The organism is Acinetobacter sp. IK40 (assembly GCF_035615075.1).
Classification (GTDB): Bacteria; Pseudomonadota; Gammaproteobacteria; order Pseudomonadales; family Moraxellaceae; genus Acinetobacter; species Acinetobacter courvalinii.
This window is the reverse complement of record NZ_JANBOE010000004.1, coordinates 88,273-101,279: the sequence shown is the minus strand read 5'-3', so window position 1 is coordinate 101,279 and position 13,007 is coordinate 88,273. Positions and strand designations below refer to the sequence as shown.

Annotated in this window: 11 protein-coding genes; 8 read left to right on the top strand and 3 right to left on the bottom strand. The window is 43.9% G+C overall.

The window, feature by feature from the left end; genetic code table 11:
* The first annotated feature begins 100 nt into the window (after nucleotides 1-100).
* Nucleotides 101-688: a cob(I)yrinic acid a,c-diamide adenosyltransferase gene (locus MSG93_RS08730; protein ID WP_324621407.1), complete on the top strand. Its 588-nt coding sequence runs from the start codon at nucleotides 101-103 to the stop codon at nucleotides 686-688.
* Nucleotides 689-709: 21 nt separating this feature from the next.
* Entirely contained in the window at nucleotides 710-1,426 is a 717-nt protein-coding gene (locus MSG93_RS08725) for a glycerophosphodiester phosphodiesterase (RefSeq protein ID WP_324621405.1), read from the top strand.
* Nucleotides 1,427-1,456: 30 nt separating this feature from the next.
* On the opposite strand, the gene MSG93_RS08720 is transcribed toward MSG93_RS08725, so the two are convergent.
* Complete coding sequence (locus MSG93_RS08720) at nucleotides 1,457-1,984, bottom strand: META domain-containing protein (RefSeq protein WP_262475286.1); 528 nt, start codon at nucleotides 1,982-1,984, stop codon at nucleotides 1,457-1,459.
* Between the two features lie 211 nt (nucleotides 1,985-2,195).
* On the opposite strand from MSG93_RS08720, the gene MSG93_RS08715 reads away from it, so the two are divergent.
* The 3 genes from MSG93_RS08715 (at nucleotide 2,196) to MSG93_RS08705 (ending at nucleotide 5,598) form a co-directional block, all read left to right on the top strand.
* Nucleotides 2,196-3,365 carry an acyl-CoA desaturase gene (locus MSG93_RS08715; RefSeq protein ID WP_005226882.1) on the top strand — a complete coding sequence of 390 codons (1,170 nt, stop codon included), beginning with the start codon at nucleotides 2,196-2,198 and terminating at the stop codon, nucleotides 3,363-3,365.
* Nucleotides 3,366-3,500: 135 nt separating this feature from the next.
* A complete protein-coding gene (locus tag MSG93_RS08710; protein WP_324621401.1) occupies nucleotides 3,501-4,943 on the top strand; it encodes a protein adenylyltransferase SelO in 1,443 nt (480 codons plus the stop codon).
* A gap of 73 nt (nucleotides 4,944-5,016) precedes the next feature.
* Nucleotides 5,017-5,598 carry a L,D-transpeptidase family protein gene (locus MSG93_RS08705; RefSeq protein ID WP_324621400.1) on the top strand — a complete coding sequence of 194 codons (582 nt, stop codon included), beginning with the start codon at nucleotides 5,017-5,019 and terminating at the stop codon, nucleotides 5,596-5,598.
* 406 nt (nucleotides 5,599-6,004) lie between these two features.
* Here MSG93_RS08705 and MSG93_RS08700 read toward each other — a convergent pair whose 3' ends face one another.
* Nucleotides 6,005-6,691, bottom strand: a complete 687-nt coding sequence (locus tag MSG93_RS08700) for a response regulator (protein ID WP_004652437.1) — start codon at nucleotides 6,689-6,691, stop codon at nucleotides 6,005-6,007.
* 45 nt (nucleotides 6,692-6,736) lie between these two features.
* Complete coding sequence (gene baeS, locus MSG93_RS08695) at nucleotides 6,737-8,407, bottom strand: sensor histidine kinase efflux regulator BaeS (RefSeq protein ID WP_032870083.1); 1,671 nt, start codon at nucleotides 8,405-8,407, stop codon at nucleotides 6,737-6,739.
* Between the two features lie 131 nt (nucleotides 8,408-8,538).
* On the opposite strand from baeS, the gene MSG93_RS08690 reads away from it, so the two are divergent.
* The 3 genes from MSG93_RS08690 (at nucleotide 8,539) to MSG93_RS08680 (ending at nucleotide 12,970) form a co-directional block, all read left to right on the top strand.
* Entirely contained in the window at nucleotides 8,539-8,913 is a 375-nt protein-coding gene (locus MSG93_RS08690; RefSeq protein WP_009512082.1) for a heavy-metal resistance, read from the top strand.
* 310 nt (nucleotides 8,914-9,223) lie between these two features.
* Complete coding sequence (locus tag MSG93_RS08685; protein WP_009512093.1) at nucleotides 9,224-11,026, top strand: acyl-CoA dehydrogenase C-terminal domain-containing protein; 1,803 nt, start codon at nucleotides 9,224-9,226, stop codon at nucleotides 11,024-11,026.
* A gap of 162 nt (nucleotides 11,027-11,188) precedes the next feature.
* Nucleotides 11,189-12,970 carry an acyl-CoA dehydrogenase C-terminal domain-containing protein gene (locus MSG93_RS08680; protein WP_199949557.1) on the top strand — a complete coding sequence of 594 codons (1,782 nt, stop codon included), beginning with the start codon at nucleotides 11,189-11,191 and terminating at the stop codon, nucleotides 12,968-12,970.
* The last annotated feature ends 37 nt before the right edge of the window (nucleotides 12,971-13,007 follow it).

The following is a 13,007-nucleotide window of genomic DNA, read 5'->3' as shown; positions in this document are numbered from 1 at the left end:
TGCGCTAAAATAATAAAAACATTTTCTTAACTCCAGTTTCGGGGTAATGTTCTGACCGACATTATCCCCTTTTTATTTTCAGGATCAGAGAAACAGAACTATGGGACATCGTTTAAGTAAAATCTATACACGTACAGGCGACTCAGGCACCACAGGTCTGGGAGATGGTTCACGTGTAGCCAAAGATGATTTACGCATTGCTGCACTCGGTGATGTCGATGAACTCAATGCAACCATTGGCGTACTGCGCGCACAAATCAGTGCCAGCCCGATTGAAAATAAAGTGCATTGGGATAAAAGTTTAAGCCTGATTCAGCATTGGTTATTCGATTTAGGCGGTGAAGTCTGTATTCCAAACTATCACCTGCTTCAACCGGTATGCATCGACTTTCTGGAAAAAGAAATCGACCACATGAATGAGTCTTTACCGATGTTAAAAGACTTCATTTTGCCATCAGGTACTTTGGCATGTAGCTATGCCCATCAAGCCCGTGCAGTGTGCCGTCGTGCAGAACGTGCCTTATTGTCGGTACATCATCGTGACCAGAATATTCAGGCGACTGCGCTACAATTATTGAATCGCTTATCCGACTGGTTATTCGTTGCCTCACGTGCCTTACAACGTGCCGAAGGTGGTAGTGAAGTGCTATGGCAAAAGAATATTAACGACAGTATCGATCAAGCATAACTTTTCAATAGGCAGAGACAAATGCGAATTATTGGTCATCGTGGTGCGCGTGGTGAAGCTCCTGAAAACACTTTAGGCGGCTTTCGTTATCTGCATGATTTAGGCGTACGTGGTGTTGAATTTGATGTACGCCAATTGAAAGATGATCAATTGGTCGTCATTCATGATGATGACTTTGTACGCACTGCGGGTCGTTCCCAGCAAGTTGAAAGCTGCAATTTATTCGAAGCACAGCAATTCGATCATCGCCATCAATGGCAGGCATGGGCATTTGAAGAATATACCCCTAGCCTTCCCCATGTTCTTGAGTGTCTCACTGACTTTGAACATATCGAAGTTGAAATTAAAGCCGTTACAGATGATGTAGCAGCTGAACGCTTGGTCTATCAACTGCATCAAGATTTAAAAGGTTTTGAGCAAAGCGCAACCATTACCAGTTTTGATGTCAAAATTTTAGCTGCTTTACAGCGCCATCAAAGTCATTTTAAGCGTGGATTACTGGTTGAAATTCCAATTGGAGAATATGCAATAGAACTGGCGCATCAATATGGCTGCTGTCAGATTGGCTGGGGAGATGCCTTGGCGACAGATGAAATCATTCAACGGACCCAACAGGCCAATCTTGAGATTAGTGTCTGGACAGTGAATGAGGTTACACGTGCCAAGCACCTGCAGCAGTTGGGTATTCAAGGATTAATTACCGATGTTCCAACGACCATGTTGCAACATTTAAAATAAGAAAAGGCGGAATAAATTCCGCCTTTTATTTTATTTCTTACGCTGGGCCTGAATCAAACGTTGCCCTTTTGCATCTAATAAATACAGGTTTGCACCATCCAGCTGGAAACGTTCAACCCGCTGAATCGCATCCATCAAATCTGCCTCTTGCGCCAAAGCGCGGTTACAGCTTTGATGCTGTGCCATCACATCAAAATCCAGTTTACGCTGGCTGAAATCATATTTATAACGACCATAAATATTGTTGCAGCCGGTATGCCCTGACACCATCTTGGAAACCGAGTTAAGCTGAAAACCGGGATACTGGTTAAAGAACAATGCGCGCTTGCCTTGGATGGTGGTAATTTGCCAATCCACATCTTGCACACCATCGGTACTTTTACGGACTTGCATGGTAGGTGGCTGTGTCACCCGTTTTGGCTGCAAGCTATGTTTTTGCGCGGGCTGCGGTTGGCTTTGACAGGCTGCAAGCATGACAGCAGCAGAGAAGATTAAAGTTTTGTTAAAAAATGCCTTCAAAGAAAAAATGGGATTTTTCATGGTAATTTGCTCAGACATTGATTTATTTCACCTTTTAATTCATTGACCATATTTACAAATGAATTCTGTTACTGTTCTTCCGATACAACTGTACAATAATACTAGTGCTAATCGATTTGGGCATGCTAATATCAGTGATAAAATAGCAATATATCGTCATGATTGGTTTTGCTATCTCGTTTAGTTTTATTATCTTGTACAAACAAGGTTATTAGGAGCGCTGACGGATATGACTTCCGCCCCACTCAAAAAGGCACCCATTAACTGGACTGCTAGCATTACCTTAATTGGCACACCAATTCTTGCCGCTATTTTAATCCCTTTATACGCTTATTATTATGATTTTAGTGTAAGTGCTTGGGTGAGCATGATCTTCCTTTTGGCGCTGAGTAGCCTGGGCATTACAGCCGGTTATCATCGTCTTTGGGCGCATCGTGCCTATGAAGCGGCATTACCGCTGAAAATTTTATTGATGATTGGCGGTACCTTTGCTGTGCAGAACAGTATTTTGTTCTGGGCTTCAGGTCACCGTACCCATCACCGCCATGTCGATGATGTCGATCAAGACCCGTATTCAATTAAACGTGGTTTCTGGTACGCACACTTGGGTTGGATGATTCGCGATCACTCGCCATCTGAACCTGATTTTAAAAATGCACCTGATTTGCTCAATGACAAACTGGTGATGTTCCAGCATAAATATTATGTACCAATGGTCATTGCTGTTCATGTCGGTGTACTGGGCTTAATCGGATGGGCGACTGGCGACATCTGGGGCGTGATTCTACTGGGTGGTTTATTGCGTTTGATCATCAGCCATCACGTGACCTTCTTCATCAATTCGCTTTGCCACATGTGGGGCAAACGTCCTTATACCGATGAAAATACCGCACGTGACAACTTTGTCTTGGCTATTTTCACTTGGGGTGAGGGTTATCATAACTACCATCACATCTTCCAGTACGACTACCGTAATGGCGTGAAATGGTGGCAATATGACCCAACCAAATGGTTAATCTGGACCAGCTCAAAGCTTGGTTTAGCTAAAAACTTACGTCGTATTCCAAGCTTTAATATCAAAAAAGCAGAGCTTGCGATGAAGTTTAAATATGCGGAACGCGATCTTGCGATCTATGGGCATGATGTCAATACTGACATCGTGCAAATGAAGCAACGTATTGCCCAGGAATATGAAGCATTTACCCATACCTTAAATGATTGGGCCAAGCTGAAAGAACAAGAGCTTCAAGCGAAAAAAGCAGCCATGGCTGAAAAAATCCATCAAATGGATCATAAGCTGAAAGTTGATTTCCAGTTACTTGAACATCGTTTAAGTCATCATCGTGAATGTTTGGAAACCTTGATGCGTAACATCAAAAAAGCGCCTGTTTCTGAATAACAGCTTAGCAATTAAAAATGGTCTCAAATTGAGGCCATTTTTTATATCTGCTGTTTCATCCCTCTGTTCTACGCTTCCCCATTGCATCGGTTAATTTGTTATAGTCATAGATCAGTCTTTCAAGATGATTCGCTTATGCAATTTAACCCTCGCTATGATTCTTTAAATCCGAAGCTTTATCATCAGCAACAACCTAGTCCGTTGCGTGGTGCCAAAGCAGGCCATTTCAATGAAGCCTTGGCAGATGAGTTGCAATGGAGCGAAGAAGATAAAGCCAACTGGGTGGAGATCTGTAGCGGTCAAAAAACCTTTGCCGAATTTCCACCACTTGCCATGGTCTATGCAGGGCATCAATTTGGACAATGGGCAGGACAACTCGGTGATGGTCGGGGTTTGCTGATCGGACAAATCCTGAATAAACACGGCGAAACCATTGATCTACATCTCAAAGGTGCAGGCTCTACCCCCTACTCACGTATGGGCGATGGCCGTGCTGTGCTGCGTTCGGTAATTCGTGAATATCTCGCTGGACATGCCTTAAATGCGTTGGGTGTGGCATCAAGTCATGCAGTCGGTTTTACCAGTTCAACCCAAGGCGTACAACGCGAAACCCTAGAACTAGGGGCAATGTTATTGCGCACTTCCGAATGCCATATTCGCCTGGGTCATTTTGAATGGATCAATCAATATGCGCCTGAACTGTTGGCTGAATTCACGCAAAAATGTATCGAATGGCATTATCCAGAATGCCTTGAAGCTGAACATCCAATTCTGGCCTTTGCTCAAGCCGTGATTGAACGAACTGCGATCATGATTGCCAAATGGCAACTGGTCGGTTTTGCGCATGGGGTGATGAATACCGACAATCTCAATATTACCGGTTCAACACTCGACTTTGGCCCTTACGGTTTTATGGAACGTTTCCGTCCAAACTGGATTAACAACCACTCCGATTATCAGGGGCGATACACTTATCAGAACCAGCCAAGCATCGGGCACTGGAATCTGTGGACATGGCTAAACAACCTGATTCCTCTGGCATCAGCCGAAGATAAAGAACAATTCAAGCTGGATCTGGCAAGCTGCCTAGAGAAATTTGAACCCACATTTTTGCAGTATTATGGTCAGGGACTCTGTCAAAAAATGGGACTGCCGCATTTCCATAAAGACAGTCTGGATTGCAGCTTTGCCTTCTTGAGAATTTTGCAAACCGAGCAACTGGATTACACTCAAAGCTTTATTCGTTTGCAACAGCAAGATTATAAAGCTTTAAGAGATGACTGTATTCATGTGCAACAGTTTGATGATTTCCTGACACATTACCAGAATATCCGTCAACATCAGGATACCGATGAATTAGACCAGCAGATGCAACAGATCAATCCACAATATGTCCTGCGCAATCATATGGCGCAGAAAGCCATTGAGCAGGCTGAACGTGGTGATTTTAGTGAAGTTGATCGTTTATTTAAGCTGTTGAATCAGCCCTATCAAAAACAGCCTGATCTGGAAACTGAAGCAGATACAGCCCCTTTACCAAGTGATGTACCAGAGGTGATGGTGAGCTGCTCATCTTAATTTTGAGTCGTTATGATTCGCCTGGGTCGCGATTGCGGCTCAAGTGAGTTACTTATTTTAAAAGAAGAACCTCATGAAAACTGGATTGATTGCTGGATCTGTGGTTTTAATGATTTTATTGGCACTGGCTTTTTATCAGTATGGCAAGTTCATCCCCACATTTACAGCAACACATACGCCGCTTTCAACCGAACAAATACAGCAGCTCAAACAAAGTAAATCTGTGACCTCAATTGAAGTCTTTAAGAGTCAGCGTATTCTGCAATTAAAACATCAACAGGAAGTCATTCGCAGCTATCCGATACGTTTGGGCTTTGATCCGATCGGCCATAAACAGTTTGAAGGTGATGGCAAAACGCCTGAGGGAACCTATTCAATTGATTGGCGCAATCCACAGAGTGCGTACTATAAGTCTTTGCACATCTCCTACCCCAATAAAACTGATACGACCTATGCCCAACAGCATAATCGTTCTGCGGGTGGCGATGTCATGATCCATGGTACGGTTCCGACAGGTGCTACCTCATTTCCTGCCAGTGCACGCTATATGCCACGTAAAGACTGGACCTTAGGCTGTATTGCCGTGACCAACTCGGATATAGACGAAATATGGCAACTGGTTGCTGATCATACGCCGATTATCATCCACCCATAATGCGGACAACGCCCAGACGAGCTTGCGGATAAAGGCGATGATCAAACCGAGCAAGGCTTATTCAGGGGATAAGTTTTTAAGCTAGAATCAATCTCGTTTCAACGACCTAGCTCATCACAAGTAATTGTAAAGTAATGTAATCTTATTGTGTAGAGTATCAAGCAATACTTCACTTAAAACCAGAAAAGCAGATTATTTCTACAAAATCTTTGCGAAACTATCCACATTTTCTGTGGATAACGCTGTGGTTATCCACAGGATAAAAGTTTTTGCCGCGCTCTACCCTTTACCCTCATCAAAACTCATCTCATATCAGCCCCTCTATCCGACGGAAAAGAGATGAGTTTATCTATAGAAACTGTTCCAGATTTTTGATTATGAGTCACCACAAACCACGTAATGCTGATTACTCATCTGGATATTCAAAACGATAACCGACACCATACACCGCTTGAATCCATTCATGGCGATTGCCTGTATCTGCTGCTTCTGAAATCTTACGGCGCAGGTTTTTAATATGGCTGTCAATCACACGGTCTGCCACATCAAAGCTGTCCGGATTGATATGATCGAGCAACTGTGCACGCGAATACACCTGTCCAAGATGCTCTAAAAACAGCTCCAGTAAACGGAATTCTGTTGGGGTCAAGGTCAATGCTTTTTGCTGATACCAGATGCGTTGCTGCGCTTTATCAATACGGAATAGATCATTTTGTTCCGGCTCGGCTTTACGCTCTAAACGGCGCAAAACAGCTTGGACACGGGCAACCAGTTCTTTGGGACTGAAAGGCTTACAGATATAGTCGTCTGCACCCATATTGAGACCCAAAACACGGTCAATTTCTTCAGTCCGTGCCGTCACCATAATGATCGGCAAATCAGACTGCTCACGTACTTTACGGCAGATGGTTAAACCGTCCATACGCGGCACCATCAAATCCAGAATCATCAAGCTTGGTTTACGTTGCTGGAACTGGGTGTATGCATCTTGACCATCATGGAACATACTGACTTCAAAACCAGCAGCTTCTAAATAATCACGAACCAACTGTGCCAGTTCAACCTCATCTTCAACCAACATGATATGTTTCATGGTCTTCATCCTATCCATCATCCTCAACCAAAGAGGATCTAAAAGTTACGTATTTTGTTTCGGGAAAGTCAGTACACAACGTAATCCACCTAATGGTGAATGATCGAAAGTCAGTGAACCACCTAAAGCTTGTGCCAGTTTACATGATAAAGCCAAACCTAACCCTGTACCGCCTGTACTGCGTGTACGTGAATCGTCGACACGGTAGAAGCGTTCACCCAGACGGGCCAGTTGCTCATCATTCATCCCCAATGGACTGTCATCTACATACAATATCCATTGTTGCTCATCTTGTTGAGTGTGAATCTGTATTTTTCCACCTTGTTCAGTATAGCGAACACAGTTCCCCAGCAAATTGACAATAATCTGTTTAAAACGATCACGATCTAACGAGAGTAAAGCGCCCTCTCCCGACAAGGTAACGTCCAGCTGATTTTGCTCAAAGGTTGATCTGAAGTTTTCGACTTCTTGCAGCACCACATCCCACGGATTGACTTCGGCAAAATAGCATTTCAACTGTTGTGCATCGGCCTGAGCCAGATCCGCCAGATCCTGAGTTAATTTCTTCAAACTGCTGACCTGACGCATCATAGCCGCAAGGTGTTCAGGTGTGGCTTTACGAATCCCGTCCTGCATCGCTTCGATTTGTGCCTGCAACACTGCCAATGGCGTTTTCAGCTCATGCGAGGTATCAGATACCCATTGACGGCGTGACTCTTCATGATGGTGCAAGATGTCTGCCAGATGGTTGATCTGATTGGACAAATCACCTAATTCATCATTACGTCTGATCTTCACCTGATGCTGATAGTTACCACGCGTCAATTCTAAAGTGGCTTTTAACAGGCGTTGTATCGGCTTTTTAAAATAGGTCGCCATCAGCAGTGCCGCAATCAAACTAGACAATACCGTTAATGCATAGACCAAAAGCAGATAGCGTTTTTGATTACTAAAGAAGTTAATACTGGATGCATCATCCTGATCCAGTACTGGCTTTAATCCGAGGTAACCCACCACTCGCTCATCTACAATAATCGGACGGAACGAGATTTGATCGGTAGCCGGCTCACCGACAATAAACTGCTGATTTTCATCATATAAAGACAGGCGTGAACTCAGGCCTAAACGGTCAGGAATCGAGACAAAACGCTTTTTACCATGCTCGGCAGGAGCACTTAATTTATGCTCCTGTTTATCGTCTTTATCATCTTTCTTTAGACGGAACTGGCTTGGGCTGAGTGGAAAACGCAGCCCCTCAAAAGGCTGATATTCAGAGGGTAAATTTTGTTTGAGGATTTTGAGTTCTTCATCATTAAAGATCTGACGATTTCTCATCTCAACATTATTTTGCGCCAGCGTCGGAGAAAGACTCAATAAAGTATGATCATTAAAATAACGTTGCTGTAAGGCAATATCATACTGGCGACGTAACCACCATTGAGACAGCCGGTCATAATCATCCGGTGCTGCAGTTCCCTCGATTTGCAGAATTTGCGCCTGAATGGCATTACCCCAGTCATGATAAACCGTATAAACATTGCCTAAGTTAGCAATCAGCCGATCCAGTTTCTGCATCTCGACATCGGCCACATAGCGGGCAAAGTTCTTTTGCATGGTCCAATGCAAAACGCCCAGACTGATGGTCGCGATCAGCAAGGTAGTGAGTAATACCGTTAAAAACAGGCGTAAGGCTAAAGGGACACGACGAACATTCAAACGCTTAATCTCAATAGTGTTCTATTTATGGATTGTAACCAACATGGTTCAAAAAAACTCTCCATTGTTTCTTCATCTTTATTATCTAATCTTTAAGCATCAAATCACAACTGCTGACGCTGGATAAAACAATGAACAAGACAAAAATTGTATTGATGACCACCTTACTCGGTTCTGTTTTAGGTTTGGCTGCCTGTCAGTCGACCACGCCAGCGGAACAGTCAATGGATCGTGACCACCATCGTCACAATATGCAACGTGCACCACTTACCCCAGAGCAACGTGCTGAATGGCAAGCCAAACGTGAACAGCGTTCAGAACAACGCGAACAAATGCGTCAGCAACATCAGGCTCAACGCGCCCAGATCGAACAGGCATGTCAGGGTAAACGTATCGGAGAACGCGTCAACGTGCAATGGAATAAACGTGTCATTCAAGGGACCTGTGAAGTTCGTTTTACCCCAGACCAATCACAATTCAAGCGTCAAGCGAATCCAACAACGTAATCACCCTCTCCTCTCCGGCGCTTTCAAAGCGCCTTTTTTTATGCATTAAATGATTGATTTTTCATTTACACAGCTGCTTACGATTTTAGCTGAACAGTTTCACTCAAATGCTGGAAAACCACCTACAATCTAAGCGCTTAAACAGGTTGAACCATAAACTTTGACTTAGCAGTCACTAAGAAATGACCTGCAAAAGCTTGTACCGAACTATAACTTGTTGCACGATTAGCGCTACAAAATGGTGCTCTTGGGCACATTTATCATTGACTAAGATTATAACTCTGGTTTAACCAGTATTGAGGAACCCGCTATGCCACAATACAAAGCACCCTTACGTGATATGCAGTTCGTCTTGCACGAATTATTAAATGCTGAAGCACATTACGCAAAACTTCCTGCATTTCAAGACACAGTAAGCCGTGAATTGGTTGATCAATACTTAGAAGCAGCGGCTGATTTCTGCGAAAACGAACTTTCTCCTTTAAACCAGGTAGGTGACCGCGAAGGTTGTACTTGGAACGACGGTGTTGTTACAACTCCGACAGGCTTTAAAGAAGCGTATCAAAAATATATCGAACTTGGCTTCCCGTCTCTTTCTGCTGATGAAGAGTTCGGCGGTCAGGCATTACCAAACTCTTTAGGGATCGCAATCTCTGAAATGGTGGGTACTGCAAACTGGTCATGGGGTATGTACCCTGGCCTTTCTCATGGTGCTGTGCGTACTTTAGAACACCACGGTTCTGATGAGCAAAAAAATACTTACTTGCCAAACCTTGTTTCAGGTGTCTGGACAGGTACGATGTGCCTGACTGAATCTCATGCAGGTTCTGACTTGGGTATCATCCGTTCTAAAGCTGAACCAAATGCGGATGGCAGCTATGCAATCTCTGGCGAGAAAATCTTTATCTCTGCTGGTGAACACGACATGGCTGAAAACATCATCCATATCGTACTTGCACGTTTACCAGGTGCACCAAAAGGTACCAAAGGGATTTCTCTATTCATCGTACCGAAGTTCAATGTCAATGCTGACGGTTCTATCGGCGAGCGTAATGCAGTACGTTGTGGTTCAATCGAACACAAGATGGGTATCCATGGTAATGCGACTTGTGTGATTAACTTCGACCAAGCAAAAGGTTACTTGATTGGCCCTGAAAACCGTGGCTTAAACTGCATGTTCACCTTCATGAACACTGCGCGTATCGGTACCGCGGTTCAAGGTCTATCTGCATCTGAATCTTCTTTCCAAGGTGCTTTGGCGTATGCGAAAGACCGTTTAGCAATGCGTTCGCTTTCTGGCCCTAAAGCCCCTGAAAAAGAAGCTGACCCAATTATCGTTCATCCTGCTGTTCGCAACATGCTGTTAACGCAAAAGTCATTTGCTGAAGGTGGTCGTGCGTTGGTTTACTTATTGGCTCAATATGCAGACATCGTTGAAAAAGGCGAAACTGAAGAAGAGCGTAAGTTTGCTGACAATATCTTGTCTTTGTTAACGCCAATTGCAAAAGCATTCTTAACTGAAACTGGTTCTGAATCTGCGAAGCACGGTGTACAAGTCTTTGGTGGTCACGGCTTTATTTCTGAACACGGTATGGAGCAAATCGTACGTGATACACGTATCGCTTGCTTGTACGAAGGAACAACCGAGATTCAAGCGCTTGACTTGTTAGGTCGTAAAGTATTGCAAACTCAAGGTGCAATGTTAAAAGACTTCACCAAGATCATCCATAAATTTGTTGAAGCAAACAAAGACAATGCTGCGATGCAAGAGTTCATTGCACCATTGGCTGCTGCAAACAAGGAATGGGGCGATATCACCATGCAAATCGGTATGCGTGCAATGCAAAATCCGGATGAAGTGGGTGCAGCTGCGGTGGATTACCTCTACTTCTCTGGCTATGTAACGCTTGCTTACTTATGGGCTCGTATGGCACTTGTTGCTCAAGAGAAATTGGCTGAAGGTACCACTGATGTTGACTTCTACAATGCAAAAGTGACCACTGCTCGCTTCTACTTCAAGAAGATCTTGCCACGTGTGCGTTCGCATGTAGACGTACTTTCAACTGGCGTTGCGCCATTGTTTGAACTTGATGCGGAACACTTCGCTTTCTAAACATAGTTTAGAATGAGATGCAACGTTCATCACGGAAAAAGGACTGGTCAGTTTTGACCGTCCTTTTTTTGTTTAATCAATGCTAAATTTATACGATTCAATTCATTTGTTCGTTTTATTTGATCATTTTGCACATGACGCTGTGCGTAGAAAGGAACGATTATGCCAATTTACAATGCTCCTCTAGCAGACATGAAATTCATCTTGAATGATGTATTTAAAGCAGAACAATTTTGGCAGGCCAATGAAAACCTGGCTCATGTAGATGCTGCAACAGCTGAAGCAATTTTAGAAGAAATGGCAAAGTTTGCCCAAAACGTGACACATCCGTTAAACCGTACGGGTGATGAAGAAGGCGCACGTTGGGAAAATGGTGAAGTTTTCACACCCGCAGGTTTTAAAGAAGCATTCCGTCAATACGCTGAAGGCGGCTGGATCGGCTTAGGTGCAGACGAAGAATGGGGCGGTCAGGCCATGCCGAAAATGCTGACGGTACTGTCTGATGAAATGCTATTCGCCACCAACCCATCATTCATGCTCTACCCGCTTCTTTCAGTGGGTGCAGGGATGGCTTTAAACAGCTATGCATCACAAGAGCAAAAAGAAACGTACTTACCTAAAATCTATTCGGGTGAATGGTCAGGTACCATGTGCTTAACCGAGCCACATGCTGGTACAGATTTAGGCATTATCAAAACCAAAGCTGAACGCAATGAAGATGGGACCTATAACATTACCGGTACTAAAATCTTCATCACCGGTGGTGATAACGACCTCGCTGAAAACATCATTCATCTAGTCCTTGCGAAAACCCCTGATGCACCTGCAGGTTCACGTGGCATTTCGTTATTTATCGTACCGAAATTCTTGGTGAATGAAGATGGTTCTTTGGGCGAACGCAACCCTGTTGGTCCTGGTTCAATCGAACACAAGATGGGAATCAAGGCATCTGCAACTTGCGTGATGAACTTTGACGGCGCCAAAGGTTATTTAGTCGGTAAAGAAAACGAAGGCCTTGCTGCGATGTTCGTGATGATGAACTACGAACGTTTATCAATGGGTATCCAAGGTCTCGGTGCTTCTGAATTTGCTTATCAAAATGCTGCACAATACGCGACTGATCGTTTACAGGGTCGTAGTGCATCTGGCGTTCAATCTCCAAACAAACCAGCAGACAGCATTTTAGTGCATGGTGATGTACGTCGTATGTTGCTCAATGTACGTGCCAACAACGAAGCATCTCGTGCATTTGCGGTGTATGTGGGTCAACAGCTCGACATCACTAAATTCTCAACTGATGTTGAAGCAGTGAAGAAAGCCAACGATCGCGTTGCACTTTTGACACCAATCGCAAAAGCGTACCTCACGGACACTGCTTTCCAAGCGACGCTCGATGCGCAAATGGTCTTCGGTGGACATGGTTATATCCGTGAATGGGGCATGGAACAATGTATCCGTGATCTTCGTATTGCTCAAATTTACGAAGGGACCAACGGCGTTCAATCTCAAGATTTAATTGGTCGTAAAACCATTAAATGTGGTGGCGCATTCATCGCAGAATACATCACCGAGATCCGTGACTTTGCCAATGATCTAGATACAGATTTGAACTTCATTAAAGATGCAACTCTAGACGCTGCAACTGAAATTGAAGCGATCACCCAGTTCATCATTGAACAAGCAGCCGAAAATGCAGAGTTCCCGAACTCAGCTGCAGTTGATTATCTACATGCTGTTGGTTTACTCAGCTTTGCTTATATGTTCGCAAAAATTGCAGCAGCGGCAAAAGACAAATCTGGTGACTTCTACCAAAACAAAATTGCATTAGCGCAATACTTTGTCGATCGTATCTTGCCTGAACTCGATGCACGTTTAGCGAAAATCAAAGCAGGTTCAGACTTGATCATGAACTTCAGCGAAGATTACTTCACCAATCAAGCTTAAGTCGCATTCAATCATAAAAACTGCCTCAATCTAGGTT